This window comes from Pediococcus siamensis, from assembly GCF_047220215.1.
Taxonomy (GTDB): domain Bacteria; phylum Bacillota; class Bacilli; order Lactobacillales; family Lactobacillaceae; genus Pediococcus; species Pediococcus siamensis.
This window is the reverse complement of sequence record NZ_CP178375.1, coordinates 1,416,161-1,441,197: the sequence shown is the minus strand read 5'-3', so window position 1 is coordinate 1,441,197 and position 25,037 is coordinate 1,416,161. Positions and strand designations below refer to the sequence as shown.

The window sequence follows — 25,037 nt, the reverse complement described above, 5'->3', positions numbered from 1 at the left end:
ACTCATTTTCTTTTCTAATGGGTTTTCAACTGACAAGCATTTTAAAGTTCGCTATAATCAAATTAAATAGTCGGAGGACATAAGATGACCAATAAGGAACGAATGTTGAATAGCCAATTGTATGTTGCAAATGATCCGGAGTTGCGTCGCGATTTTAAACACGGCCGCGTTTTAACCCGGTTGTTTAATCAGACAACTGAGGAACAAGAAGCCTATCGGCGAGCACTTATTAGTAAAATTTTTGGCAAGGTGGGCGATCATGCCCATGTTGAACCGCCGTTTCATACCGATTACGGCATTAACACAACGATCGGCCAAAATTTTTATGCAAATTACGACTGTATTTTTATTGACGTCGGTCAGATTACCATTGGCGACAACGTGATGTTCGGCCCGCGGGTGGGGCTTTACACCGCTGGACACCCGATAGATCCAACCGTTCGCAATGAAGGTTATGAGTATGGATATCCGATTACGATTGGTAACAATGTTTGGATTGGCGGTAACGTGGTGGTTAATCCGGGCGTGAATATTGGAAATAACGTGGTAATCGGCTCTGGTTCGATTGTCACTCATGATATTCCGGATAATGTTATCGCGGTCGGCAATCCGTGCCGGATTTTACGCGAAATTAACGATGAAGATAAGCAAAAATGGGAAGCACAAAAGCAAGCCTATTTGATTGATGAAGACACTAAGTAAACGAAGATAGAAAAGAGGTAAAGCAAATAAAAACGAAGGCTGTTATTAACACTGTAAAAGGATTTTTTATTGGTATTGCACTGGTAATTCCTGGATTATCAGGGAGTATGTTCGCTGTCGTCGTGGGGCTGTATGAAAAAATGGTGGCTGCCATCTCTAATTTTCGACAAGCTCCTTTGAAGCATCTTAAGTTTTTGATTCCCATTATGATTGGCGCGGTGATTGGCGTCTTAGCTTCGACAAAACTGGTCCTTTGGTTATGCGAACGATTTCCGGTGATGAGTTATGGCTTCTTTATTGGCCTGGTCGTGGGAGTCTTGCCATTTGTGTTCAAAAAAATGCATCGCCACCACTTCGACTTCGGAGACGTACTGTTAATTGCGTTAGGCTTTGCCTTTATCATGGTTGTCAGTCATCAAGGTAGCCAAGAAAGCAGCGAGTTTGTGGCGTTAACGCAACCGAGCAGCCTGGGAGATTGGGCCACAATCGGGTTTGCCGGTTTCTTTGCCATTGCGATGATGATGATTCCCGGAATTTCGGGTGCCGTCATGCTGATGATGGTAAATCAATACGGGACAATTTATAACGCGGTTGCCAAATTGGTAGATGCGGCCATGTTTATTGTGATCGGCAAATTTGGAGCAGCACAATCTGCTTTAGCCTCTGTCTTGATTTTAGTACCGTTTATTATTGGCGCCTTTCTAGGTGTGATTATCGCGGCAAAGATTTTGAATTATCTTTTACGGCATTATTCGCAGCGTGTTTATTCTGCGGTACTGGGAATTATCTTAGCCGGTATTTGGATTTTAGCTGAACTAGCCTTAAAGGGTGCGCAGCTTGGCATTCAGGAAGGCAGTTCGTGGTTAGGGATGGGTCTGAGTTTTGTGTTATTTATCATTATCGGGACACTTGCCACAATATTTTTAGATCAACAAGAGCCGACGCATTCCTAAAAATTGGGAAGTGTGAAAAAGGTGTTTTAACTGCGAGCGTGACCACGGAAGCCGAATGATTTGTTCTTTGAATCGTTCGGCTTCCGTCATTTATAGAGTAGACAGCTTTTTCCGCGATTTCGGCTATTAAAGTTACCAATTTCTCATTGGAATTTTCGTGGTGAAAGCGTTTGCTAAAACTTGTGAATCGTGTTAGGCTATTCATAGATTTAAATATTTAAATGTATGAATAGAGGTGAGCCTATGGATGAGGAAACAGCAATGGAATCAAAGCAGAAGGCTGCTTTAGATGAATTTATTAATGATCTGGATATTTTAAACGCACTGGCAGACAAGCATCGTCAACAAATTATTATTTTGCTAGGCGCGCGGCTAAAACAAGGCATGACCGTGGGGGATTTGACCACTCAGCTGGACATTTCCCAACCAGCGGTATCGCATCACTTAAAAATTTTGCGTGCGGTTCACATGGTGGACTCCATTCGCAATGGGTTGGAGAATAAGTATTTTTTGACGTTAGACGATACTTTGGAGCGTTTGGAGCGAATTATAAAATTAATTCGTGAATCCAATGCGCAGGTTAATAATTAAACAGAAACGAGGAGCAGATAATATGGCAAAAGCATACATGATCGGAACCGGTGTTGGTAACTTAGCCGCTGGCATTTATTTAATTCGTGATGGCGGTTGGAGTGGTGATCAAATTACCATGTTCGGCCTAGAAAAACACGGAGCTAATGACGGCGCAAAAGTTTCTGACTATGAACTAGAGTATAGTAATCCTACTTTAAGTAACAATAAGGGTTATCTGGCAAAAGGTGGCCGGATGTTGAATGAAGAAACGTATGAAAACTTGTGGGACGTTTTACGTTCAGTACCTTCTTTAGACAATCCGGGACAATCCGTAACAGACGATATTTTAAACTTTGACCATGCTCATCCAACGCATGATGTGGCTCGTTTGATGGACCGCATTGATGGTATTCGTAACAAAGGCGACCAAAAAGATTACAACCATATGCAGTTTGATAATCAAGATCGTTTTTGGTTAACCAAGTTAATGCTGTTACCTGAATCCAAGGAGTCACAACTGAATGATGTCAGCATTGAACAGTGGTTCGCAAAAAGTCCGCATATTTTTAAGACAAACTTTTGGTACATGTGGCAAACAACTTTTGCTTTTAAAAAAGAAAGTTCGGCCATGGAGTTACGGCGCTACATGAACCGCATGATCTTGGAATTTAGTCGGATTAACACTTTGGCAGGCGTTACCCGTACACCATACAATCAGTACGAAAGTATCATCTTGCCAATGCGTAAATACCTGGCCGACCACGGGGTAAATTTTGTTGATAATCGTAAAATTACTGCGTTCGAATTTAAAGACACGCCGTTGCGCGACGACATCATTGTGACGGGCTTGAAGTACGAAGAAGTCGATCATGACAACCAAGAAGGGCGAATCGAAGTTGGCGAAAACGACTTTGTCTTTGATACGAACGGCGCCATTACGGATAGTTCTTCCATTGGGGACTTCAACACGCCAATTAAAGAAAATATGGAGTATGCGCCTAGTGCAGCGTTATGGAAACAAGCGACTGAACATTTCTACAACTTAGGTAATCCAGACAAGTTCTTTGCGGATCGTAAACAAAGTGAATGGATGAGCTTCACAGTGACGACCAATAATCACTTCTTGTTGAACGAAATTTCGCGGATTACGCAACAAGAGCCAGGAAATGCGCTTAACACCTGGGTTGATAGCAATAACCTGCTATCAATTGTGGTACATCATCAGCCGCATTTCCACGCTCAAAAGGAAAACGAAACGGTCTTTTGGGGGTATGTCATGTACCCACGCCGCAAAGGGGATTATGTAGACAAAACGTTTATTGAAATGACCGGTAAGGAAATGCTAGAAGAATTACTAGGTCACTTGGCGGCAGTTGATCCGGCTCGCGATAACATTGCTGATCATACAGAAGAAATCATGGACAGTATTGTGAATGTGATTCCGGTCTACATGCCATATGCCAGCGCTTTGTTCAACCGGCGTGCTGTTGGCGATCGGCCCGCGGTTGTGCCGAAGAACTCGAAAAACTTAGCGTTTATCAGTCAATTTGCGGAAATGCCGTTTGACATGGTCTTTACAGAACAGTATTCCTTCCGTTGTGCACAAATCGCGGTTTATCACTTTATGGGAATTCCCGAAAGTGAACTTACGCCATTGCATCACTATGAGAAACAACCTAAAGTTTTGGCAAAAGCCACAAAGACAATGTTTAGATAGGTCGCGAGTTCGTGAGAAAATAAATAAACGGAGTTGGCAACACAAAGACGTGTTTCCAGCTCCGTTTTTAGTTAGTTTTGACGGCGGACCTTCAAAGTAGGTGGATGCTTTTTTCAAACCCCGTGCGTTGTGGCAGTAACCTGCTTGTCAAACTAAGCCCAACCATTACTCAATTTGTTTGCCATTGACCATCAGTAAATCGACGTGTTTTTCTTTTTGATCTTTTTCCGGCGGCAATTCCATGTAGTTATCGTACATGCGGGTCAGAATTCGATCGTATGCCTCGGGAATTTTGACGTGAATATCTTCAAAAGGATGAGAAATCAGCTCAGAGATTTCGGCTTGGTTCATCACTTCTTTATCATAAGCGTACTGAGAAGCGTAATTTTTATAGTGATGAAATGGCTCGTGATTATAAAGGCGCATCACATTTTCGCGTTTTTCCTTTAGTTTGGCCACCGTCATGTAATGATTCAAATCATTTTCTTCAGGATCTTTACGGAAAGGGGTTTTGATAATGTTGTATCCAGAGCGCAACAAAATTCGCGTGTCAAAATAGCGGAAACGACTGTAGACGGCGCGACGAATTTCTGGTTGGCGTGGTACTTTGTCAAATGGAAAAATATCGACAAACACACCTTTCCTGGCATCGTTCACGTTGTTACGTTCTTCAATATAGGTTTGCGTATCCAGCAACTTCATGTAACTGAAAGCAAAATTAGGATCTGTATCGGCAGTTTGCATAAAGTAGTGGTCGTGTTGAAGCAGACCGGGGGCAATGGAAGCAAACCGATCGTAATCAGCCCGCCGCATCCCAATATCAACATCATCGTCCCAAGGAATAAAACCGTTGTGACGAATTGCGCCTAACAGTGACCCGCCAATCAAAAAATATTTGATGTGATGCGCTTCACAGATTTCGATGACTTTTTTTAGAATATTCAATTCAATGCGATGCAACTCGCTAATTTGCGACATAGATGAACAACCCTCCCGTGTTTATACTTTAAGTGTACACTGTCAGCGGATAGACTACCAGCAGTTTCATGATCTAAATTGGTGCCAAAGGTTCAGGGTGGCCTCTAGCAGCATGCCAATTGCCATCATGAACATGGCAATCATATTTTGATGGACGAAAACGAAGTACGTCAAAAGTAAATAAAATAGAAAAAATAGAATTGCTGTAAATTTTGAATGACCAGTCATAGGGATTGCGCCTCCTCGGTTACTTCCTATTCTAATTTAAAATGATTCTAATTTCCACCGGGTAAATGAAACCGATCACAAAAAGATTTAAAATTTTCTAAATATATTGCGCTAAACGGTAGTATTTCAGTTGACAATTAGGGGGCTAACCCTTATCATTGGTACCTAAGATTAGGTTTTAAATGTGAAGAATCATGGAGGATTTTACAATGAGAAAAACCAAGAATGCGTTACTCGAATATTTATTAAAGAATGTGCAGAATGCCGACCTTGTTAATAAACTATTGGTCACAATGGTTTCTCGTGGACAAATTGCTCTGATTCCAGCAACTAATTCCGGATCACAGTCGCAGAAGTAAGCTAAACAGTTGCTTTTGCACCTGGCTGTGATATATTAAGTTTGTTGTTATGGGGTCGTTATGGATTCGACAGGTATAGGTTGAGCCCGGATTGCGTTTCGTAGGTTACGTCTACGTAAAAACGTTCAGTTTAAATTATAACTGCAAAAAATAATAACAATTCTTACGCTTTAGCTGCTTAATCACAGCTTAGTGTAGATCTGCCTAGCATCGTCCATGTGTTAGATACAGGTCTTAAATTTAGTGGACTTACGCAAGCTGCTCCCATCTGAAGGAGCTTGAAGAGACTAATCAGATTAGCTAATCAAGAGAACCCTGACATACGGTGTTTTGGTTAGTGAATTTCAAATAGTATGGCTATGAGCGTAGATATCTGGGTGGCAATATGCTTGGACGCGGGTTCGATCCCCGCCGACTCCATTATATATATGTTATACTTGTCAATAGTCTTCAGAATGCCGGTTTTATACGGTTTGTTCTGAGGGCTATTTTTTTATAAAAAGAATGAAAATTTATAAAGAATGAGCCGGTATAGCATATAGGAGTACATAGGTTTAGGGGGAGAAAGATGGTTTTTAAAATTTTTTCATTCTCCTGAACATTTTACTTTCTCCTTTTTGGGGAATTTGCTACGCTAAATTAAGAGAAAATGGCATCGTCAAAAGGGAGGTAGGCAAATGGATTTTTCAATCTTAGCACAGCATCTGGCTGAACATCATCTGACTTTAACGAGCGCTGAAAGTTTAACCAGCGGGACATTTCAAAGTCAGTTGGCCGCAACGCCACAGGCCAGTCAGGTCTATCCAGGCGGCTTTATTACTTATGCAACTGAAGCCAAAACAAAATTACTCGGCATTCCCAAAACTGAAATTGCGAAGTACGGGGTTGTTAGCCCGGAAATTGCCGAACAAATGGCACAGCACGCACGTCGGTTGGCCGATACTGACTTTGCGTTGGCGTTCACGGGGGCTGCTGGTCCGGATAAGCTTGACGGGGCCGAGGTGGGAACGGTTTGTATTGGTTTGGTCGGGCCAAAAGTCCAACTGGCAAAAACGTATCATTTTTCCGGTGATCCAAAACAAATTATGGCTCAAACTTGTCAGGCGGGACTTAACTTATTGGAACAGCATTTGACACAGTAAGTGACAGGTCGGTTTGGTGGTGTCAACTAAGGACGCAGCGTAAATGGCGTCGTTTGTGAATTGTTTTGCGGAGGTGTGTGGATGAGCAAAAAATATCATCGTGCTTTTGGTGTTTACGGCATTTTGGGCGATCCAAAGGGGCTTATCGTGATTAAGAAAAATGGTGGCCCCTATCGCAATCGGTATGACTTGCCTGGTGGGAGCTTGGAAGACGGCGAATCACTGGACAAAGCCATTTTGCGTGAGTTTAAGGAGGAAACTGGTCTGGAAATTACGACCTTGACACAACTGGGTGTGACCAGCTTTAAGTATCCGTGGGATTATGAGAAATGGCACTATAATCAGCACATTTGTGTCTTCTATCACATCCATACTTATAATGGTCAGCTAGCCGACCATGTCACGCAGTTTGTCGGGCAGGATGCGATCGGCGCGGGACGTGTGCCGTTAACGGCTTTAAACGAAAAAAATGGGGTCTACACTTTCTGGTATTGGTGAATAACTGATACCAGTTTTTATTTTGAAAAAAAAAAGGACATTTGCCCTCTTTGTGTTACGATTTAATCGCCTAATAAAATCGAAAAGAGGAAAAACAAATGTCCCTAACTAATTCTATCCTAAGCCTATTCGAAATAACAGACCCTAATTTAACTGTAACTGAGATTACTAAGGAACATTATCCCAATGGGCAACACGTTCATGTCGTTCACGCTATCCTTTCCTATCAACTTTTAAAATGTCCTCATTGTGGCCATAAATCTCTAATCAAAAATGGAACTCACATTGGCCATCTAAGATTGGGAACCTTATCAGGTGGACGTTATGAGATGCAGCTAAAACGACAAAGATATCAATGTAAACGGTGTTTAAAAACCTGTGGTGCTCAAACTAACCTCGTTAAACGTAATGAAACTTTTACGCATAATGTGAAACATCAAGTAATTGTTCTGGCTCGGGATATGCTGACCAGTAAAGAAATCGCTAAGATTTGTGGGATTTCACCAAGTAGTGTTCAACGCATTTTAAATGCGAATATTCACTTAGCTTATCGTGTTAAAACACTCCCCCAAAATCTTTGTTTTGATGAATTCCGTTCCTGTAATCATCTAATGTCCTTTAACTGTTGCGATGCCGTTAGTCATCGCCGCATTGTGATTCTTAAGGATCGCCTTAGTAAGGATATCATTGATTACTTTGAAGCTCGCTATTCAGTTCAAGAACGTATGAAAGTTCAAACAATCACCGTTGATATGAATGCTGAGTATGCTGGCTTTATTCATCGGTTATTTCCTAAGGCAATAACCATCATTGACCGTTTCCACATTATTCAACTTGCCGGTCGGGCACTGGATAACGAACGTACACGTGTGATCCATACTTTTCAAGATAAGCATTCCCGAGTTTATCGCATTCTAAAATCTCAATGGCGTTTGTTCCATTTGGCAGAAGAAAAGGTCAATGATACTAAACTTATCTATTTACACGGTATCAACGAATACATGACCCAACAGAACGCCATTGACCTAGCCTTAGATGAATTTCCAGAATTTAAAACTGTGTATCAAACCTATCAAGGAATTCTAACAGCCATTCAACAAAAAGATGCGGTTGGATTTAAAACCTTGATTGCCAACTACAAGGCGGCTGGCAACCAAATGGATATTACTATCTCAACTTTAATAAAGAATGGTCCTGCTGTTCTCAATAGTTGTCGTTATCCGTATTCCAACGGTCCTATTGAAGGACTAAATCGTAAAATTAAGGTGTTAAAGCGTAGCTGTTTTGGTTTTCAAAATATTCATAACTTTTTCATTCGTATCAGTTTAATTTATGCGTAAACAAAAAAAGCACATTCACCGAAGTGAACATGCTTTTCAAAAATCTCCACCAATACAATTTGACAGAGACCCATTAAAATATCCGTTTGAATTATTTAAAAATAACTCAAACGGATATTCGCTAGCTAGTCAGCCAATTATTTAACTTTTGGAGTTTCAACGATTTCTTCCGTCTTACCCTTAGCGAAACGCTGGATAGCAACAATACGTGCTTGACGGCGACGACGTTCACATTTACCAGCAACGGGACGACGCTTTGCAAATGAGTTATAAGGTGATCTCATGATGTTCCTCCTAAAAAATAAGTTATTACCATTGTAATCTTAAATGCCCCTAAATTGCAAATGTATTTTAGAAATTTATAAAGTAATACAAGCACGTAAGCATTTATTAACGACAGTTTTACGTCTCAGTAATCAGACTGCAATCTTTTCCCAGTAAGATGAGGGACAAGTTGTTTCGTTTACACCACTGGAAAGGAGTCATGTATGCTGATCAGTCGTCACCATTTCTTTAATTGGATTAAAAATCGGACAAGAACGCCGGAAACTGAGCCGGTTCAACTTTTTAGCTTAATTGGGCACTTGAATCACATTATGAACGCACTGGATTCAGAAAAAGAGGCAGCCCAAGAATATGGAAACCAAGAAGTTAAAGCGGCAAGGGCTTTAATGCAAATCTCAAATGAGGCCTTTTTAACTGCGACTGCCCAATTAGGCTACCAACAAGTTGCTCTCTCAAATGAAGGCATGCAGGTTTTAAGATGGTTTAAGGAGCGACAACAAAATGGCCAGGCTAATTTAGTCAGTAATCTCAGTTTTTTAACAGAAATCAGAGATGACTCAAAAGCATTGCAGGTTTCAAACTGGGATCGGCAAACGGTTGGTGTAGCACGAATCGCACAGCAACTGAGTAATGACGAACTATTTAGCATCTTATCAAGATGTCAATGCAAGGCGGGTAATCAAAGTTCTGCGTGGGGAGCAGACTATCCACAACTGTTTGAGTTTAAAGCTTTCAAAAATTCTGAAAATAATTTGTATGAATAAACAAGCTAAGATTGGTTCTGATATGAAATGATTCCGATTATTTTATTTCAGAACTTTTTGTTTGCACTGAAAATAAAGTTAAAGCTGCCGATACGCTTTGCGGTCGCAAATCTATGAGCATAAATGATTTATGGCACCTTCAGCACGTAAAAATGATTTAAGATTGAAGGCCTTAGCGGAAAAGAAATTTTTCCACTTGCTTGTCTTTGTGGTGGCACGGAGGCTGGGTGACTTCTGCTCGCGTCAGAAGAAAAAAGAGGCTATAATTTAACCATTAATGTACCAAAGGGGAGAAAAACGTGAAGATTGATCGCATGCAAGCTTTTAGTGACGGGGTTTACGCCATCTTGATCACAATTCTAGTGCTTGACTTTAAAGTCCCAGACTACCAGGCAGGCCACTTGTTACTGGCTTTGTTTAAACAGTGGCCAACCATGTTTGCGTATATCATTTCCTTTTTATACATCGGCACCATTTGGCTTTTTCACCATGACTTTTTTCAAACACTCAAGAAAACGAATGCAAGTGTAAATGTCATTAATTTAGTCATGCTGTTTTCGGTAACGCTCATCGATTTTCCGACAGCTTTGGTTGCCAATACTTTAATTTCCAAAAACAGTGCTGATATGCAGGTAGCCTTCATCTATTATGATTTTGTGGCTTTATTTATTTCGTTTACGTTTGCCTGGCTGTACACATACGTACGCAAGCATCCGGAATTAACAACGATGAAAGCCAATCAGAAGCGCTTTTACGCCGCCATTAAATATGACCCGGTGCGCAGCGTTTCTATCTATGGGGTGGCCATTTTAATGACTTTCATCTCAATTTGGGTAGGTGCTATGCTACTTTTAGCCGGAATTATTTATCATTTTATTGCGTATTTACGTTTAAGCTATTCGATCCGCCATGTGTTTATTTTCGGTGAGGGTCCGGACAGGAGAAACAAATGATTGTAAAATTAACCAATTCAGGAACGGAAACCATGAAGGTCAAAGCTTTTTTACAGGCGAATGGTTTTAGTCATCGGCTCGTTAGTACCATAAAAAAAACAGGGCAATTGCTAATAAATACCAAAAGAGTTTGGCCGACTGATGCAATTCAACCCGGTGAACAACTGACGATCAGGTTGCCAAAAGAAAAGTCAGATCCTCATGTGCCTTTCAGTGATCAGCCGTTAGTGGTTTTATTTGAGGATGAAAACTGGCTGGTAATCAATAAACCTGCAGGAGTTACTTCGGTACCAGGGCCTAGTAACCGGACAGATACTATGGTTAACCGAATAAAAGGCCATTTAAAACGCCAAGGAAGTCAAGACCTTGTTCCACATGTGATTACCCGCTTGGATCGCGATACGAGTGGCGTCATGCTGATTGCTAAAAATAAGGTGGCAAACAGCCTGCTTGCGCCACAAATCGAGACTCACACCATTGAAAAACGGTATTTAGCTGTGGTCGCTGGCCAGTTGGTTTCTGCTGCTGGTTTGATAGACAAGCCGCTGGGATTAGCTGCTGATGGCATTCATCGCGAAATTCAGACGACAGGTCAACAAGCGCAGACAAAGTATGTTGTGCAAAAACAATTCCCACAATTTGCAGTTGTACAGGTTCAGCTTTTAACTGGGCGGACGCATCAAATCCGGGTGCACTTTAAAAGTATCGGTCATCCGTTGGTGGGCGATGCGTTATATGGCGGACCGTTAGACTTAGGATTGACCCGCCAAGCTTTACATGCCCAGACACTGAAATTTATGGATCCGCTGACTAACCAGCCACATTTTTTTGAGGCACCGTTACCAGAAGATATGAGGAGGCTAATTAATGTTCAAAAATGAAGGCGTCGCTGGTGAAATTTTGGCTCAGAAGATTATTTATACCGGTCCAATTTTTAAATTAAGCAAGCAAAAGATTAAGACACCAGATGGCTTAACCGTCGATCGGGACCTCATCTTGCATCAAGATGCTGTCACTGTCTTAGCTTTTACACCAGACCAACACGTGTTAATTAACACAGAATACCGGGTTGGCGTAAATGCCGAAAGTTTATCATTACCAGCTGGCTTGATCAATGAGGGTGAAACACCGGTGATGGCGGCTAAAAGAGAATTGCAAGAAGAAACGGGCTTTCAGGCTCACCAGATTGAAGTTATGACCACGGTAACGCCATCTTCTGGCTTTTCTTCCGAGAAAGTGATTTTAGTTTTGGCCCGTATTGACGCTGTCCCGACTGCCCAAAGACACTTTGATGCCGATGAATATGTTAACAGCCAACTCATTCGCTATGAGCATTTAAAAGAATTAATCCAACATAACCGTGTTCGTGCGGCGCAGGCAGTTGCTGCGGTTGGTTACTATGAAATGTTTTATAAGAACCGCCCGATCTAGTGCGTTAATCAGGCAAACAGGCAGAGAACTTTACTTTTTGCGTGACTTCCCGTAATCTAGTAGTTAGATTAAAGGAGGATTTTTGTGATAATTATACGTGAAGCTGATAAAGATGATGCTGGCCAGATAGCCCCGTTGATTAACATCATTTATGATGAAATGGAGCTAGATGAGTTAGATGATGTCCCTGACCCTGTGTGGATGCGCGTCTTACAACGGGCTTACCAAACCGACGCTTATACCGGCGAAAAGGCGACCACAATTGTGGCGGAAGATACTGACAATGGAAAAGTTGTTGGGGTTGCCTTTGGTTATCCAGATCAGTATGAAGAAGACCTGGATGCGATTATTGACCGGATTAGTTTAAAGGCCAATGTCTTTGATGGTGAAGTTTTAGATCCGGACTTAGAGGCCTTTAAAGATGAGTGGTATTTAGACTCAATCGCGGTGGATCCTGGCTATCAAGGGCATGGTATTGGTGGTCGGTTACTGCGTGCCCTGCCAGATTTTGTTCGGCAAGATGGTGATACGACAATTGGGCTGAATGTCGACTTTGCTAATCCAGACGCAAAACGCTTGTATGCGCGCCACGGATTCAAAAAAGTTGGTACAAAGAAAATCAGCGACCATATGTATGATCATATGCAAAAACCGATTGTCACAACAAATCCAGTATATGCTTAAACTTAACAGAACGATTCGTCAATTGGCGAGGCGTTCTTTTTTTGTGGTCGTTACTAAAGGTCCGCGAGGGGGTAACTGTTGGTTGTCATCCTGGTGCTAGCTTTTATTTGCGGGCAAATTTAACCACAGATGGTCACAGATTAGTTACTTTAGGCGCTTATGTCACCCGTACCGCTTGGCTTTAGCCCAGTTTTTATAATCAAGATAGTATCTTTTACCCGGCTTTTATTATAAAATCAAAGAGAATCATAAATAAAAAATTAATGAGGTAATGATTTTGAGTAATGAAAATGATGACTTTCAAGAAGTAGAACTCACGTTAGGTGATCCAAAATTTGAACAAATGTTGATGGTCCTTAACCACGGCATCACAAAAGAAAATGCGAGTGAATATAATTTTAATGGTAATGATATGCAAGAAGTTGGTGAAAGTGTCTGGGCAGTACCAGCTTATTTAGCCGATGACTTCTCCCTCTTCTTCCTTTATACCCAAATTGGTACAGAAGACTGGGTGGTTGCGTTTGCAGAGGGCAAAATGCAAACGGAACAGTTCGAACTCGGCCAGCCAATGACGACCGGTAAAGGCTTGAATGTCCTAGCAGAAAAGGATATGGATCGTGCACAAATGGTTACTGGCTTTGTAAATGACATCTCCAAAGCGGGTGAAGGCGAGTGGCGCATGATTGATGAAGGTAATGATGAGGATGGGGAAAAGTAATTTTCCGGGGACTTAACAATGCGTAACCCAATTATTCGATACGGCATTATGGGAGCAGCAAAGATTGTGCCGCGGGCGGTGGCAGGAATGCGTGAATCACCTCATAGCGAAGTGGTTGCCATCGCCGCTAGAAGTCAACAGAAAGCTCAAAAAATGGCCGATCACCTGCATATTCAGCGCGCTTATGGAAGTTACGAACAGTTGTGCCAGGATCCCACTGTGGATGTCGTGTATATTCCGTTGTGGAATGCGGGTCACTTCAATGGCGCCAGACTGGCTTTACAACATCATAAAAACGTCCTGCTCGAAAAGCCATTTACGTTGACCTACGCGCAGGCCAAAACCCTTTTTGAACTTGCTAAACAGCAGCACTGCTTTTTAATGGAAGCGCAAAAAGCTGCTTTTTTACCGGTGACCAGCGCAGTTCAAAAACAATTACTGACCAATCGGGCAATTGGGGATATTTGCGGGGTCAGTATTCAGGAAAGCCACCCCGGGATTGAGCAAATTCCCTGGTTTCATGACGTCACAGTTGGCGGTGGGGCCTTTTATGGCAGTGCCTCGTACGCGTTGGAATATCTGCAACTCGTGTTAAAAACGAGTATTATCGATGTGCAAGGCCAGATTAGTCGGGTGGCACAGCAGGCAGACGATCAGGCCCAAGTTAACTTGACACTAGCCAATGGCGTGTTGGCAAATGTGTTTATGACCACCAAAAGTACGGCAGTGCCAAGTAAGCTGACCTTTTGGGGCACTACCGGTGAACTCATGGTGCCTAATTACTGGAAGACGGATACCTATTTTCTTACTGTGAATAATAAAACGCAGAAAGTGCAAATTCCACAGCAAAGTGAGTTTGTGCATGAATTTAATCACGTTTCCACACAAATATCAGCCAAACAAGAAGCGAGTTCGGTGATGTCACCACAACTCACCTTAGCGACTATGAAAATTATTGATCAGCTGTATCGAAACTGGTATCCGCAGCAGTTTAAAAATATTTAGAAGATCGCGTCATTTCGCTTGTGTGCCGGTACTAAAAATGATAGTCTTTGATTGGGGTAGGATTCGATCTAAATGCCAAGTAATACCTGTAAATATCGGTCGATTTTTTGGATGGATCGATGCTTATCATGTTGCCACGTTTTTAAGAAAAAAGTTTTGCAAAAGATTTTTTAATTAGATGCGTACAAATACGCTTTGACTACTTTTCTTATTGAGTCCTAAGAAAAGTAAGGAATCGTAATTGAAACAATATGTACCTTGAAACTTTAAGTTTTTAGATTGGCGTTTAGATCTACCTCCAGGCACTTTTCAAGTTGAGCAGGTTCTTGAAGAGTGCTTTTTTGTTTGGACATAAAAAGGTAGAAAGAAGCGACACCATAAAAGTAAAGTCGCCCAAAAACAATGTGATATAATAAGACAGATGTGGTAAAAAACTAAAAGAAGACGAGGAGGATTGCGGATGTTTGTAATGAGTATTTTGGGCTTCATAATTGCTATCGTAGCCGGCTTTGAAATTCGGAAAGCTGAACACAGACGACAGCTGCGATTGGCCCACGAACAGGCAGAGCAAATTCTCGATAAAGCAAAACAGGATGGTCAGATAACTGCTAAGAAAGCCTTGACCAAGGGAAAACAAGAAACGCGTGCTTACCAAGAGTCAATTGATCAAGAAATCAAAACGGACGTTGCAGATAACGAACGAAAGTCAGTTTGGTTAGATCAGCGCGAGCAAGTTCTCGGTGAAAAGGAATCTCTTTTAAACCGTCGATTTGATAATTTCAAGGTTAAACAGGCCGGAGTTTCACAAAAGCGGCAGGACTTAAAGGAGATTCGGCAGACAGCTACAGATCTGATCACCCAGCGTCAGGATAAATTACAAGACGTTGCCGAGATGAGTCAGGAGAAAGCCCAGGATTATGTCCTTGACGAAACAAAGCGCGATTTGAAAGAAGAAGCCAAACGGATGGTCCATAATACGGAGGCTGAGTACCAAAGCAGTAGTGAAAAAGAAGCCAAAAATCTGATCACACATGCCATTGAACATAGTGGAATCCGGTCCCACATTTTTCCTTCCAATCGGACGATGGACGTCCCTACCAGTGAAGCTTTGGGCAAGGTAATCGGGAATTCTGGTCAAAACGTGAGAGCACTAGAGGCGTTGACCGGGATTGATATTAATATTGATGATCAACACCAAGTGATCACTTTGGATGGTTATGATCCGATGCGTCGAGAAATTGCTAAACGGGCTATTACACAAATTATGCAGACCAATCGCATTAATCCAGATATTGTGGAACAGATTGTGAATCAGACCGAAAAGACCGTAGATGAGTTGGTACGTGGCTTTGGGGAACAAGCCGTGAATGAGCTGAATTTAAAAAATGTACATCCAGATCTCATTAAGTTTATTGGTCATATGCATTTTAGAACGAGTTATGGTCAAAACATTTTAGAACATTCTTTAGAGGCTGCTAACCTTGCGGGCGTATTTGCAGCAGAACTTGGCGAAGACGTTAACTTGGCCAAACGGGCAGGACTGTTGCATGACATCGGTAAATCAGTAGACCGGGACGTTGAAGCGACACACGTGGAATTAGGTGTGGAACTGGCTACCAAGTATCAGGAAGATCCGGTGGTAATTAATGCCATTGCTTCTCATCACGGGGACGTGGAGTCTAAGTACGTGATTTCTGACTTAGTTGCCGCGGCAGATGCTATTTCGGGTTCGCGGCAGGGTGCTCGCAGTGAGTCAGCAGCCGATTATTTACAGCGGATTTCCAGTTTAGAAGGCATTGCTAATCACTATCAAGGTGTGCAAGAAAGTTATGCCATTCAAGCTGGTCGCGAATTACGGGTAATTGTTAAACCAAATCAAACTTCTGATAAGAGTATTGAAAAATTGGCAGCCAACGTCAAAGACCAGATCGAACAAGAGGTTACTTATCCGGGCCAGGTGAAGGTTACCGTTGTCCGTAAATTACAGGTTGTAGAGTATGCGGGGTAAGTAAATGAATGAATTAGATGAGCAAGAAACGGCAAGGCTAAAGGCAATTGACCAGTTTGTTTTTACCAAACTGAATGACGATAAGACAGGACATGATTATGCCCACATTCAGCGGGTGATCAAAATGGCACAACGCTTAGGAGAATCTTTTAGTACAATTGATCTGTTCGTTGTGGTGGCGAGCGCCGCGCTGCATGATGTGATCGATGAAAAAATTGTGAACGATCAAGTTGCGGCCCAACAAGAAGTTAAAACTTTTTTACAGCAGCAAGGAGTTTCAGCCGCACGCATTGATGCTGTTTTTGCGATTATTACCCACATGTCCTTTTCCAAAAATCTGGAACATCATTATCAATTGAGTATTGAGGGGCAGATTGTTCAGGATGCTGACAGGCTCGATGCGATCGGTGCAATTGGCATCGGTCGGGCCTTTTATTATGGAGGTGCTCATGGGCATATCATGTATGATCCAAAGGTGGCACCACGGACCAAAATGACGCATGACCAGTATCGACAGGATGAAATTGTGATTAATCATTTTTATGAAAAACTACTTAAACTGGCTGATTTAATGAATACCGAAGTCGGTCGACAAATTGGGAGGCAGCGAACAAAGATCTTAACCGACTTTTTAGCTGAATTTAAAGCAGAATGGAATCAAAATAAATAATGTGGAGTAGATTATGTTAAAAAATCAAAACTCGATTTCGGCTAAGTATGCCGGAATTTCAGGCTTAATTTTTATACTTTTGCTATTGGCAATTAAAAGTAACTTCGGTTTATTGTTAAAAATGGATACAGGGATTATTGCCATTGTGCAGGGATCAATGTCCAGCTTTGAAAATACGCTGATGACGGTTATTTCACATGTGGCAGAGCCGTCCTTTGCCATTGGCTACGCGGTAATTATCGCAGTAGTTTTGTGGTTTAGAAAGCAACGCGTAGATGCCATTTGGGTGTTGGCAACACTGGGGGGCGGGGACGTCTTAGCCTATCTGTGCAAGGAATTTGTACAGCGAACCCGGCCGCAGTGGAATCAAGTTATTCCCGAGTCTGGTTACAGTTTTCCTAGTGGTCATACATTTGGTGCAGTTCTGATTGTGTTCTTTTTATTGTGGTTCTTTGTGAGCCAAATTCAGTCCAGTCGGTTACAGAAAATTGGACAGATTGTTTTAATTATCTGGGTCGTTTTGGTGATGTATTCCCGCGTTTACTTGGGTGCCCACTATCCTTCCGATGTTTTTGGGGCCTTCTTTTTGGCGGTTGCCTGGTTAGCCTTTGCACGTTGGTTGTACACTAAGCTGTACGACTTGGTTGCGGCTTATGTTGAGCCCAGAGCTAAAGGTCGTCACAGTCAACACTAAACGTAAATACTTGAGCTTTGCTGTGTGGATATATGGCAAAGCTTTTTTTATTGCAAAAAAGCCGAGAATTCAAAAAAACGAAATGGCAATCAGGTTGTATTGAACACTTGCAGGAATGACGATAATTTTGATGTGAAAATGATGAAGGTTTTGGTGATCAAAAGAAACGATTGAATTTTTTTGAGACAATATCACAAAGAAGAGCTAACGCGTGAAATCGCGTGCATTTAAGCGTCACGGCGCATTAAAGTTGTGGTAAAATCGAGGGTATCAAAAGTTTTACGGGAGGCGAAATTGTGGCATTTAATTTAACCATACTATCAACAAGTGATGTTCATGGCTTTATTTATCCCACTAATTTTGTAAAACACCGGCTCGACTTACCGTTTGGATTGTTAAAAGCGGCCAGCGTTATTGAGCAAGTTCGCAAACAAACGACCGATCCTGTGCTAACGGTTGATGCAGGGGATGTTTTGGAAGGCTCGCCGTTGACAGAGTTTCTCGCTAAATTCAGCAATCCGCCAGCACCGGAACGCTTGATGAAAGCCTATAATACCATCGGCTATGATGTAGGGGTTTTAGGAAACCATGAGTTTAACTATGGCCTCGCCTATTTACAAAAGGCCATCCAGAGCGCTCAGTATCCTATTCTAGCGGCCAATATCGTGAACGCTAAAAATGAATCGATCGCAAACGGAGCCTACCGAATTTTTACTAAGCGGGGGTTCGAATTGCCGTTTTGGGGTTAACAACAGCCTATATTCCTTATTGGGAAGATCCAGATCATATTAAAGGCTTACAGTTTAAACGTGTGTTGGCAACCGCAAAACGCTATGTGAGTGAGTTGCGTAAAAAAGCAGATGTGGTTATTGTGGTTTATCATGGCGGCTTTGAACGTGACCTGAAAACAGGAAACGAAACGGAAGCTTTACGCGGAGAAAATGTCGGGTATGAACTCTTAAAAACCATTAAGGGAATTGACGCTTTGGTGACGGCACATCAACATCGACTGCTTGCAACCAAACTTTTTGGTGTGCCGATTGTGCAAGCCGGGCATCGCGGGGCAGCCGTCGGAAAAATTACGCTCAAACTTGATCCGAGTAAGGCCTCAATGGTGGTGGGTAGCAAAGCAGAGCTTATCCTGACAGGTAAAAAAACGATACATAAAAAATTACAGTCGGTTATGGCGGATGTAGAGTCTGATACACAGACTTGGTTAGACCAACCGCTGGGAATTGTGAAAGGTGACATGCGCATCACCGATCCGTTTAAGGCGCGTCTTGAAGAATCAGCTTTTATTGAATTTATTCAGAAGGTTCAAATGGCAGCAACCAATACTTCTATTTCAGCAACAGCCCTTTTTAATGATGAAGCGACAGGGTTTGATGATAAAATTACGATGCGCGAGGTGGTTACCAATTACGTTTATCCGAATTCGCTTGCGGTTTTACGGGTGAGTGGCGCGGATATTCGGGCTGCCCTGGAAGTGAGTGCTAAGTATTTTATGCTAGATGACGCTAATCAAATGACGATTAATCCCCGGTATTTATCACCCAAGAAACGCCACTACAACTACGATATGTACGAGGGATCGACTATACACTCGATATTGCCAAACCAGTTGGTCATCGGGTAGTTGCGTTGGCCTGTAAAGGTCACAAGATTGCGGCTAATGATTCGTTTGAAATCGTTTTGAATAAATATCGGGCAGTTGGCGGGGGGCATTATCCCATGTTTTCAGAAAGTAAGATTATTCGTGAGAATACCGAAGCCATGTCAGAACTGATTGCCGATTATTTACAAAAACATCCTGTGATTACGGCAACAGTGAATCATAATTTTAAGGTCATTAATTCAAAGCACTAGGCGAACTCGCGGTGATTGCTTATTTTCAAACGATGGTCTGAGGGAAAAGCGAAGGAATAGTTACTTCGCTTTTTTGTTTGAAATCTAACTTGCTTACGATTTACGTTTAGTTGATAATTATAAGCAGAGGGGGAGATCTCAATGCATGAAGATTCCAAAATGAGTGGTTTAAAATTCTTGTTGGTCACGGCGCTAAATGCCTTAATTACAATTGTTGAATTACTAGGCGGTATTTTTTCTGGCAGTTTAGCACTACTTTCAGACGCGTTTCATAATTTAGGTGACTCGGCTTCTGTGGTATTGGCATACGTAGCGAGTCGCATTGGATTGAAAAATTCTGATCCTTCCAAAACTTTTGGGTATCGGCGGGCTGAAATCATTGCGGCTTTTATTAACGCGATTTTTTTGATTGTGGTCTCCGCATTCTTAGTCATTGAAAGTATTCGGCGACTGTTAAATCCGGCTCCTGTCGATGGTGGAATCATGCTCGTAGTCGCAATTGTAGGCACACTGGCAAATTTTGTCTCTGCCTGGCTCTTGAGTCGGGGAGCCAAATCTAATTTAAATTTAAAAGCAACCTATTTGCATATCTTAAGCGATGCGCTATCTTCGTTTGGCATTATTATCGGTGCTATTATCATTCAGATTTGGCAAATCGACATTATTGATCCGATCGTCACGATCCTAGTTTCCGTTTATATTGTTTGGGAAACCTGGCCGGTCCTAAAAGAAGCAATCAATATTTTGATGCAGGCGGCACCTAATTTAGATTTTGAAGCCATGAAGGCCGACATGCTTAAGGAACCGGGTGTTGTGAATGTGCACCACATCCATGCATGGCAAATAGATGAAAACCGCATTATGTTTTCAGCACACATTAATTTAAATGATCAATTACTGAGTGATGTTGAACCAATCTATCGTCATTTAGAAAGTTTACTGCAAAAAAAATATCACGTTGATCACGTGACTTTGCAGGCAGAAGTTTTTCGCGGGAAAAGTAATGAGTTATTCACTCGCGATCAACATGATATTTAAAGGGCGCTGGTTAATTAGCTTTCACTAACCAATTGCTCATGATGTGAAATGAGCCAGTTACGCCACGGCATTTCTGGGGTGCCGGTTTCGTGAAACTTTTGGTCTAAGCGTTCGATGACTTTTAAGTAATCATCATGCGAGACGGACAGGCTTAAGTTTAAGAGCTCATCTTTAGTTAAATAAAGATTACGAGTGATAACGGCATTGATATCACTAAGGTAGCCAGCAGGAACAAAGGCCGAAATAATTTCCAGACTATCGGCTCTATAAAGACTGATATAAAATTGCGCAAAATTTCGAACCACTTTATCTTGGTTGGTTGAATTTAATTGCGTCACCGAAACTAGATTATTCATAATACCCCTTCCTTATTAAACTTATTACAACTTAAGTATAGACCTTATCTGGTAAAAGTGTAAAATTAAAGTTTGGGCTCCCTTAGTTGTATTTATTTGTGAGATGAGTTATAAAAGTAGTATTAACAAAATGAGGTGAACGGATTGACCCCAATGAAAGAAGACTATCTCAAGATTATTTTTGAGCTAGGCGGAAAATCAAAGAAAATATCAAATAAGCAAATTGCGATCGGATTAAACATTGCAGCTGGATCAGTAACCGAAATGGTGGCCAAGTTGGTTGAAGAAGGGCTGGCTGAACATACACCGTATTCGGGAATTTCTCTGACTGAAAAGGGCATTGAAATTGCGGAAATTATGGTGCGCAAACATCGGATTTGGGAAACGTTTCTGGTTGAAAAGTTAGGGTATAAATTATCAGAAGTTGATGATGATGCCGAGGTTTTAGAGCATGTCACGAGTGACCGCCTGTTAGATTCTCTGGACGAATTTTTAGGCTACCCAACGCATTGTCCGCATGGGGGTGTCATTCCCGATAAGGAGGGGCACTACCAAGAAGATAGCCACACGCTGTTGGCTGATGTTCCAGAAGGAAAGGTGGTCATGGTGGACCGCTTTATTGACAATCGTGAGCTTTTAAATTATCTGGATGAGATTGATTTAGACATTGGGGATAAAATTCAGGTTATGCATCATGCACCTTTTGAAGGACCAACCACGGTTAAGCTAATTGACAATGTTTCGGATACAGATGAGCGACAAATTAGTTATAAAGCGGCCCATTACGTATTTGTTCAAGAAGTTCGGCCACCAATAAATAAGCGTTAGCGAGAAATTTTGGGGCTAATGTGAAATAAACTATCTTTTTCAAAATTTATATGCTACAATTACATTGTATTTTGGTTAGGTAATTTTGGTAAGATCGTTTCATAAAGAAATATCCCCAATTTGCACCGGATCAAGTATTACAATATTTAGTGCAAAAAGCACTCAGGAGGATTTTCTATTATGGAACACGGTACAGTTAAATGGTTCAACGCAGACAAAGGTTTTGGTTTTATTACTCGCGAAAACGGTAGCGATGTATTCGTACATTTCTCAGCTATCCAAGGCGACGGCTTCAAGACTCTTGAAGAAGGCCAAGCAGTTACTTTTGATGTAGAAGAAAGCGATCGCGGACCACAAGCAGTTAACGTTGTTAAAGACTAATTTAAAAATTAGAAATTATGAAGCTAGGGATTTTATCCCTAGTTTTTTTGGGTCTCTGTCAAATTGTATTGGTGGAGATTTTTGAAAAGCATGTTCACTTCGGTGAATGTGCTTTTTTTGTTTACGCATAAATTAAACTGATACGAATGAAAAAGTTATGAATATTTTGAAAACCAAAACAGCTACGCTTTAACACCTTAATTTTACGATTTAGTCCTTCAATAGGACCGTTGGAATACGGATAACGACAACTATTGAGAACAGCAGGACCATTCTTTATTAAAGTTGAGATAGTAATATCCATTTGGTTGCCAGCCGCCTTGTAGTTGGCAATCAAGGTTTTAAATCCAACCGCATCTTTTTGTTGAATGGCTGTTAGAATTCCTTGATAGGTTTGATACACAGTTTTAAATTCTGGAAATTCATCTAAGGCTAGGTCAATGGCGTTCTGTTGGGTCATGTATTCGTTGATACCGTGTAAATAGATAAGTTTAGTATCATTGACCTTTTCTTCTGCCAAATGGAACAAACGCCATTGAGATTTTAGAATGCGATAAACTCGGGAATGCTTATCTTGAAAAGTATGGATCACACGTGTACGTTCGTTATCCAGTGCCCGACCGGCAAGTTGAATAATGTGGAAACGGTCAATGATGGTTATTGCCTTAGGAAATAACCGATGAATAAAGCCAGCATACTCAGCATTCATATCAACGGTGATTGTTTGAACTTTCATACGTTCTTGAACTGAATAGCGAGCTTCAAAGTAATCAATGATATCCTTACTAAGGCGATCCTTAAGAATCACAATGCGGCGATGACTAACGGCATCGCAACAGTTAAAGGACATTAGATGATTACAGGAACGGAATTCATCAAAACAAAGATTTTGGGGGAGTGTTTTAACACGATAAGCTAAGTGAATATTCGCATTTAAAATGCGTTGAACACTACTTGGTGAAATCCCACAAATCTTAGCGATTTCTTTACTGGTCAGCATATCCCGAGCCAGAACAATTACTTGATGTTTCACATTATGCGTAAAAGTTTCATTACGTTTAACGAGGTTAGTTTGAGCACCACAGGTTTTTAAACACCGTTTACATTGATATCTTTGTCGTTTTAGCTGCATCTCATAACGTCCACCTGATAAGGTTCCCAATCTTAGATGGCCAATGTGAGTTCCATTTTTGATTAGAGATTTATGGCCACAATGAGGACATTTTAAAAGTTGATAGGAAAGGATAGCGTGAACGACATGAACGTGTTGCCCATTGGGATAATGTTCCTTAGTAATCTCAGTTACAGTTAAATTAGGGTCTGTTATTTCGAATAGGCTTAGGATAGAATTAGTTAGGGACATTTGTTTTTCCTCTTTTCGATTTTATTAGGCGATTAAATCGTAACACAAAGAGGGCAAATGTCCTTTTTTTTTTCAAAATAAAAACTGGTATCAGTTATTCACCAATACCAGAAAGTGTAGACCCGTTTTTTTTATGCTTATTTTTAGATTAAGTACAGGAAGGGTCGTCGCAGAGGAGCGGTTGTGGCATAATAGATTCTATGAATATTTGGGGTGATCAAAATGGATAAAGCAAACTTGGTCTTAGATACTTGCCTCCTTGCCGGGCGAATTATGATTGAAAATGGATCGGAAATGGCCCGAGCCGAAGATACCATTATGCGAATTGCGACGAACTCGGGATTTGGCGAGGCCCAAGTTTTTTCGACCGTCACGGGGATTATTATGTCAATTCCGGATCAAAAAAGTGCTCAGGTTGAAAGCGTCAGTCGTCGAATTATTGATCTGGAGAAGGTGAGTTGGGTAAACCGGTTATCACGAGACTATGCCGAAAAAAAGATCACGTTACCGGACTTCTATGCCCAACTTAAGCTCGTGGACCAAGCCGTGCCCTATTTTCCATTTTGGTTACAGGTTTTAGGTGCTGCATTGGTGAGCGGACCATTGATGACGATCTTTTGTAATAATTTTTATGATATTGGCGTGACTTCGGTCATTGGCGCATTTGGTTTTGCGATTTATTACGGCATCAATAAAACTTTAAACATCAAATTTATTAGTGAATTTGTGGCGTCCTTACTCATTGGAATTTTGGCAGTTGCCATTGTCAGGTTGGGACTTGGGCATTCGGTAGATAATATTATTATCGGGGCCGTCATGCCGTTAGTGCCCGGTGTGCCGTTAACAAATGCGGTGCGTGATATACTAAATGGTCATTTTGTGAGCGGCCCGGCACGCGGCATGGAAGCTTTACTGACAGCTGCGGCAATTGGGTTTGGCATCGCGTTTGTATTTAGATTCTTTTAAGGGAAGAAAGAGAGCAGCAATATGATAATGATAATTGAGTTATGTTTCGCCTTTGTTGCTACTGTGGGCTTTGGCATTATTATTAATATTCCTCATCGGGCCCTTGTGGTGGCGGGACTAATCGGGACCTTAGCTTGGGTGATTTACTGGGCATTATTTAATTTAAAATTGGGACTTGCTTTGAGCAATCTCACGGCGTCAGTGGCGATTGGAATTTTGAGTGATATCGCGGCTCGTAAGATGAAAATGCCCATGCTGATTTTTAATATTCCCAGTTTGGTGCCGCTCGTGCCAGGCGGACAAGCCTACCAGATGGTCCGCAATATCGCTTTAGGGGATGCTGCCCAAGGAATGCGGTTTTTTACGGAAGTGGTCGAAATCACTGGTTCTATTGCGATCGGATTTTTATTTGCGGAGCTTTTAAATAAGCTTTGGAAAAAGTTAAAGGGGCAACGGCAAGCGGACCGGATGTAATTGAACTGTAAAAGGGATGATATCCGTTTTAATTCTAAAAATGGTACCATAAGTTTGTACATA

The 25,037-nt window shown here is 41.5% G+C and carries 28 protein-coding genes, 1 other RNA gene and 1 pseudogene; 25 read left to right on the top strand and 5 right to left on the bottom strand.

Going from position 1 to position 25,037, the window contains the following annotated elements; translation table 11 throughout:
• Positions 1-84 precede the first annotated feature (84 nt).
• The 4 genes from ACLJJ6_RS07075 (at position 85) to ACLJJ6_RS07060 (ending at position 3,945) form a co-directional block, all read left to right on the top strand.
• On the top strand, positions 85-702 hold the full coding sequence (locus ACLJJ6_RS07075; protein ID WP_412988559.1) for a sugar O-acetyltransferase: 618 nt from the start codon (positions 85-87) through the stop codon (positions 700-702).
• A gap of 26 nt (positions 703-728) precedes the next feature.
• Positions 729-1,655 (top strand): DUF368 domain-containing protein, encoded by a 927-nt coding sequence (locus tag ACLJJ6_RS07070; RefSeq protein ID WP_412990449.1) that lies wholly within the window; start codon positions 729-731, stop codon positions 1,653-1,655.
• Between the two features lie 243 nt (positions 1,656-1,898).
• Entirely contained in the window at positions 1,899-2,246 is a 348-nt protein-coding gene (locus tag ACLJJ6_RS07065) for an ArsR/SmtB family transcription factor (protein WP_412988557.1), read from the top strand.
• A gap of 22 nt (positions 2,247-2,268) precedes the next feature.
• A complete protein-coding gene (locus tag ACLJJ6_RS07060) occupies positions 2,269-3,945 on the top strand; it encodes an oleate hydratase (RefSeq protein WP_412988555.1) in 1,677 nt (558 codons plus the stop codon).
• Between the two features lie 165 nt (positions 3,946-4,110).
• On the opposite strand, the gene ACLJJ6_RS07055 is transcribed toward ACLJJ6_RS07060, so the two are convergent.
• On the bottom strand, positions 4,111-4,923 hold the full coding sequence (locus ACLJJ6_RS07055) for a LicD family protein (RefSeq protein ID WP_412988553.1): 813 nt from the start codon (positions 4,921-4,923) through the stop codon (positions 4,111-4,113).
• A 66-nt stretch (positions 4,924-4,989) separates the two neighbouring features.
• Complete coding sequence (locus ACLJJ6_RS07050) at positions 4,990-5,151, bottom strand: hypothetical protein (RefSeq protein ID WP_412988552.1); 162 nt, start codon at positions 5,149-5,151, stop codon at positions 4,990-4,992.
• Between the two features lie 209 nt (positions 5,152-5,360).
• Between ACLJJ6_RS07050 and ACLJJ6_RS07045 the strand changes: the two genes are divergently transcribed.
• The 5 genes from ACLJJ6_RS07045 to ACLJJ6_RS07025 all read left to right on the top strand — a co-directional run bounded on the left by ACLJJ6_RS07045 (position 5,361) and on the right by ACLJJ6_RS07025 (position 8,490).
• Positions 5,361-5,510, top strand: a complete 150-nt coding sequence (locus ACLJJ6_RS07045) for a hypothetical protein (RefSeq protein WP_412988550.1) — start codon at positions 5,361-5,363, stop codon at positions 5,508-5,510.
• A 51-nt stretch (positions 5,511-5,561) separates the two neighbouring features.
• Positions 5,562-5,933: a transfer-messenger RNA gene (gene ssrA, locus ACLJJ6_RS07040) on the top strand.
• Between the two features lie 254 nt (positions 5,934-6,187).
• On the top strand, positions 6,188-6,652 hold the full coding sequence (locus ACLJJ6_RS07035; protein ID WP_412988548.1) for a CinA family protein: 465 nt from the start codon (positions 6,188-6,190) through the stop codon (positions 6,650-6,652).
• An 81-nt stretch (positions 6,653-6,733) separates the two neighbouring features.
• Entirely contained in the window at positions 6,734-7,150 is a 417-nt protein-coding gene (locus ACLJJ6_RS07030; RefSeq protein WP_412988547.1) for an NUDIX domain-containing protein, read from the top strand.
• Positions 7,151-7,248: 98 nt separating this feature from the next.
• Positions 7,249-8,490, top strand: a complete 1,242-nt coding sequence (locus tag ACLJJ6_RS07025) for an ISL3 family transposase (protein ID WP_412988180.1) — start codon at positions 7,249-7,251, stop codon at positions 8,488-8,490.
• Positions 8,491-8,627: 137 nt separating this feature from the next.
• Here ACLJJ6_RS07025 and ACLJJ6_RS07020 read toward each other — a convergent pair whose 3' ends face one another.
• Complete coding sequence (locus ACLJJ6_RS07020) at positions 8,628-8,774, bottom strand: hypothetical protein (protein WP_412988546.1); 147 nt, start codon at positions 8,772-8,774, stop codon at positions 8,628-8,630.
• 204 nt (positions 8,775-8,978) lie between these two features.
• Between ACLJJ6_RS07020 and ACLJJ6_RS07015 the strand changes: the two genes are divergently transcribed.
• From ACLJJ6_RS07015 to ACLJJ6_RS06960, 12 genes and pseudogenes are all read left to right on the top strand, one after another.
• Entirely contained in the window at positions 8,979-9,539 is a 561-nt protein-coding gene (locus tag ACLJJ6_RS07015) for a hypothetical protein (RefSeq protein ID WP_412988544.1), read from the top strand.
• Between the two features lie 299 nt (positions 9,540-9,838).
• Entirely contained in the window at positions 9,839-10,492 is a 654-nt protein-coding gene (locus ACLJJ6_RS07010; RefSeq protein ID WP_412988542.1) for a TMEM175 family protein, read from the top strand.
• Positions 10,489-11,373 (top strand): RluA family pseudouridine synthase, encoded by an 885-nt coding sequence (locus tag ACLJJ6_RS07005; RefSeq protein ID WP_412988540.1) that lies wholly within the window; start codon positions 10,489-10,491, stop codon positions 11,371-11,373. The genes ACLJJ6_RS07010 and ACLJJ6_RS07005 overlap by 4 nt, the downstream gene beginning before the upstream one ends.
• Positions 11,360-11,923, top strand: a complete 564-nt coding sequence (locus tag ACLJJ6_RS07000) for an NUDIX hydrolase (RefSeq protein ID WP_412988538.1) — start codon at positions 11,360-11,362, stop codon at positions 11,921-11,923. Before ACLJJ6_RS07005 ends, ACLJJ6_RS07000 begins: the two co-directional genes overlap by 14 nt.
• Positions 11,924-12,007: 84 nt before the next feature.
• Entirely contained in the window at positions 12,008-12,607 is a 600-nt protein-coding gene (locus tag ACLJJ6_RS06995; protein ID WP_412988536.1) for an N-acetyltransferase family protein, read from the top strand.
• Positions 12,608-12,878: 271 nt separating this feature from the next.
• A complete protein-coding gene (locus ACLJJ6_RS06990; protein WP_412988534.1) occupies positions 12,879-13,325 on the top strand; it encodes a hypothetical protein in 447 nt (148 codons plus the stop codon).
• 18 nt (positions 13,326-13,343) lie between these two features.
• Entirely contained in the window at positions 13,344-14,330 is a 987-nt protein-coding gene (locus ACLJJ6_RS06985) for a Gfo/Idh/MocA family protein (RefSeq protein ID WP_412988532.1), read from the top strand.
• 460 nt (positions 14,331-14,790) lie between these two features.
• A complete protein-coding gene (rny, locus tag ACLJJ6_RS06980) occupies positions 14,791-16,338 on the top strand; it encodes a ribonuclease Y (protein WP_412988530.1) in 1,548 nt (515 codons plus the stop codon).
• A 4-nt stretch (positions 16,339-16,342) separates the two neighbouring features.
• Positions 16,343-17,008, top strand: coding sequence for an HD domain-containing protein (locus ACLJJ6_RS06975; RefSeq protein WP_412988528.1), 666 nt, complete (start codon positions 16,343-16,345; stop codon positions 17,006-17,008).
• Between the two features lie 13 nt (positions 17,009-17,021).
• A complete protein-coding gene (locus ACLJJ6_RS06970; RefSeq protein WP_412988526.1) occupies positions 17,022-17,702 on the top strand; it encodes a phosphatase PAP2 family protein in 681 nt (226 codons plus the stop codon).
• 296 nt (positions 17,703-17,998) lie between these two features.
• Positions 17,999-19,568, top strand: a pseudogene (locus ACLJJ6_RS06965) (bifunctional metallophosphatase/5'-nucleotidase).
• Positions 19,569-19,709: 141 nt separating this feature from the next.
• Entirely contained in the window at positions 19,710-20,606 is an 897-nt protein-coding gene (locus ACLJJ6_RS06960; protein WP_412988524.1) for a cation diffusion facilitator family transporter, read from the top strand.
• 14 nt (positions 20,607-20,620) lie between these two features.
• Here ACLJJ6_RS06960 and ACLJJ6_RS06955 read toward each other — a convergent pair whose 3' ends face one another.
• On the bottom strand, positions 20,621-20,962 hold the full coding sequence (locus tag ACLJJ6_RS06955; protein WP_412988522.1) for a hypothetical protein: 342 nt from the start codon (positions 20,960-20,962) through the stop codon (positions 20,621-20,623).
• A gap of 144 nt (positions 20,963-21,106) precedes the next feature.
• Here ACLJJ6_RS06955 and ACLJJ6_RS06950 point away from each other — a divergent pair, with 144 nt between their 5' ends.
• Positions 21,107-21,790 (top strand): metal-dependent transcriptional regulator, encoded by a 684-nt coding sequence (locus ACLJJ6_RS06950; protein WP_412988520.1) that lies wholly within the window; start codon positions 21,107-21,109, stop codon positions 21,788-21,790.
• 180 nt (positions 21,791-21,970) lie between these two features.
• Positions 21,971-22,171 carry a cold-shock protein gene (locus ACLJJ6_RS06945; RefSeq protein ID WP_057748686.1) on the top strand — a complete coding sequence of 67 codons (201 nt, stop codon included), beginning with the start codon at positions 21,971-21,973 and terminating at the stop codon, positions 22,169-22,171.
• 121 nt (positions 22,172-22,292) lie between these two features.
• Here the strand turns inward: ACLJJ6_RS06945 and ACLJJ6_RS06940 are convergent, their stop codons facing one another.
• On the bottom strand, positions 22,293-23,534 hold the full coding sequence (locus ACLJJ6_RS06940; RefSeq protein ID WP_412988180.1) for an ISL3 family transposase: 1,242 nt from the start codon (positions 23,532-23,534) through the stop codon (positions 22,293-22,295).
• Positions 23,535-23,756: 222 nt separating this feature from the next.
• On the opposite strand from ACLJJ6_RS06940, the gene ACLJJ6_RS06935 reads away from it, so the two are divergent.
• A complete protein-coding gene (locus tag ACLJJ6_RS06935) occupies positions 23,757-24,500 on the top strand; it encodes a threonine/serine exporter family protein (RefSeq protein WP_412988518.1) in 744 nt (247 codons plus the stop codon).
• A gap of 21 nt (positions 24,501-24,521) precedes the next feature.
• Positions 24,522-24,974, top strand: a complete 453-nt coding sequence (locus ACLJJ6_RS06930; protein ID WP_412988516.1) for a threonine/serine exporter family protein — start codon at positions 24,522-24,524, stop codon at positions 24,972-24,974.
• Positions 24,975-25,037 lie beyond the last annotated feature (63 nt).

What these genes read in the sequence shown, in the direction of transcription:
- ACLJJ6_RS07045 (WP_412988550.1), top strand. Translation starts at nt 5,361, where the DNA reads ATGAGAAAAACCAAGAATGCGTTACTCGAATATTTATTAAAGAATGTG.
- ACLJJ6_RS07015 (WP_412988544.1), top strand. Translation starts at nt 8,979, where the DNA reads ATGCTGATCAGTCGTCACCATTTCTTTAATTGGATTAAAAATCGGACA.
- ACLJJ6_RS06940 (WP_412988180.1), bottom strand. Translation starts at nt 23,534, where the DNA reads ATGTCCCTAACTAATTCTATCCTAAGCCTATTCGAAATAACAGACCCT.
- ACLJJ6_RS07075 (WP_412988559.1), top strand. Translation starts at nt 85, where the DNA reads ATGACCAATAAGGAACGAATGTTGAATAGCCAATTGTATGTTGCAAAT.
- ACLJJ6_RS07050 (WP_412988552.1), bottom strand. Translation starts at nt 5,151, where the DNA reads ATGACTGGTCATTCAAAATTTACAGCAATTCTATTTTTTCTATTTTAT.
- ACLJJ6_RS06975 (WP_412988528.1), top strand. Translation starts at nt 16,343, where the DNA reads ATGAATGAATTAGATGAGCAAGAAACGGCAAGGCTAAAGGCAATTGAC.
- ACLJJ6_RS06990 (WP_412988534.1), top strand. Translation starts at nt 12,879, where the DNA reads ATGATTTTGAGTAATGAAAATGATGACTTTCAAGAAGTAGAACTCACG.
- ACLJJ6_RS07060 (WP_412988555.1), top strand. Translation starts at nt 2,269, where the DNA reads ATGGCAAAAGCATACATGATCGGAACCGGTGTTGGTAACTTAGCCGCT.
- ACLJJ6_RS07000 (WP_412988538.1), top strand. Translation starts at nt 11,360, where the DNA reads ATGTTCAAAAATGAAGGCGTCGCTGGTGAAATTTTGGCTCAGAAGATT.
- ACLJJ6_RS07055 (WP_412988553.1), bottom strand. Translation starts at nt 4,923, where the DNA reads ATGTCGCAAATTAGCGAGTTGCATCGCATTGAATTGAATATTCTAAAA.
- ACLJJ6_RS06970 (WP_412988526.1), top strand. Translation starts at nt 17,022, where the DNA reads ATGTTAAAAAATCAAAACTCGATTTCGGCTAAGTATGCCGGAATTTCA.
- ACLJJ6_RS07035 (WP_412988548.1), top strand. Translation starts at nt 6,188, where the DNA reads ATGGATTTTTCAATCTTAGCACAGCATCTGGCTGAACATCATCTGACT.
- ACLJJ6_RS07025 (WP_412988180.1), top strand. Translation starts at nt 7,249, where the DNA reads ATGTCCCTAACTAATTCTATCCTAAGCCTATTCGAAATAACAGACCCT.
- ACLJJ6_RS06945 (WP_057748686.1), top strand. Translation starts at nt 21,971, where the DNA reads ATGGAACACGGTACAGTTAAATGGTTCAACGCAGACAAAGGTTTTGGT.
- ACLJJ6_RS06935 (WP_412988518.1), top strand. Translation starts at nt 23,757, where the DNA reads ATGGATAAAGCAAACTTGGTCTTAGATACTTGCCTCCTTGCCGGGCGA.
- rny (WP_412988530.1), top strand. Translation starts at nt 14,791, where the DNA reads ATGTTTGTAATGAGTATTTTGGGCTTCATAATTGCTATCGTAGCCGGC.
- ACLJJ6_RS07030 (WP_412988547.1), top strand. Translation starts at nt 6,734, where the DNA reads ATGAGCAAAAAATATCATCGTGCTTTTGGTGTTTACGGCATTTTGGGC.
- ACLJJ6_RS07020 (WP_412988546.1), bottom strand. Translation starts at nt 8,774, where the DNA reads ATGAGATCACCTTATAACTCATTTGCAAAGCGTCGTCCCGTTGCTGGT.
- ACLJJ6_RS06985 (WP_412988532.1), top strand. Translation starts at nt 13,344, where the DNA reads ATGCGTAACCCAATTATTCGATACGGCATTATGGGAGCAGCAAAGATT.
- ACLJJ6_RS07065 (WP_412988557.1), top strand. Translation starts at nt 1,899, where the DNA reads ATGGATGAGGAAACAGCAATGGAATCAAAGCAGAAGGCTGCTTTAGAT.
- ACLJJ6_RS06930 (WP_412988516.1), top strand. Translation starts at nt 24,522, where the DNA reads ATGATAATGATAATTGAGTTATGTTTCGCCTTTGTTGCTACTGTGGGC.
- ACLJJ6_RS06960 (WP_412988524.1), top strand. Translation starts at nt 19,710, where the DNA reads ATGCATGAAGATTCCAAAATGAGTGGTTTAAAATTCTTGTTGGTCACG.
- ACLJJ6_RS07005 (WP_412988540.1), top strand. Translation starts at nt 10,489, where the DNA reads ATGATTGTAAAATTAACCAATTCAGGAACGGAAACCATGAAGGTCAAA.
- ACLJJ6_RS06955 (WP_412988522.1), bottom strand. Translation starts at nt 20,962, where the DNA reads ATGAATAATCTAGTTTCGGTGACGCAATTAAATTCAACCAACCAAGAT.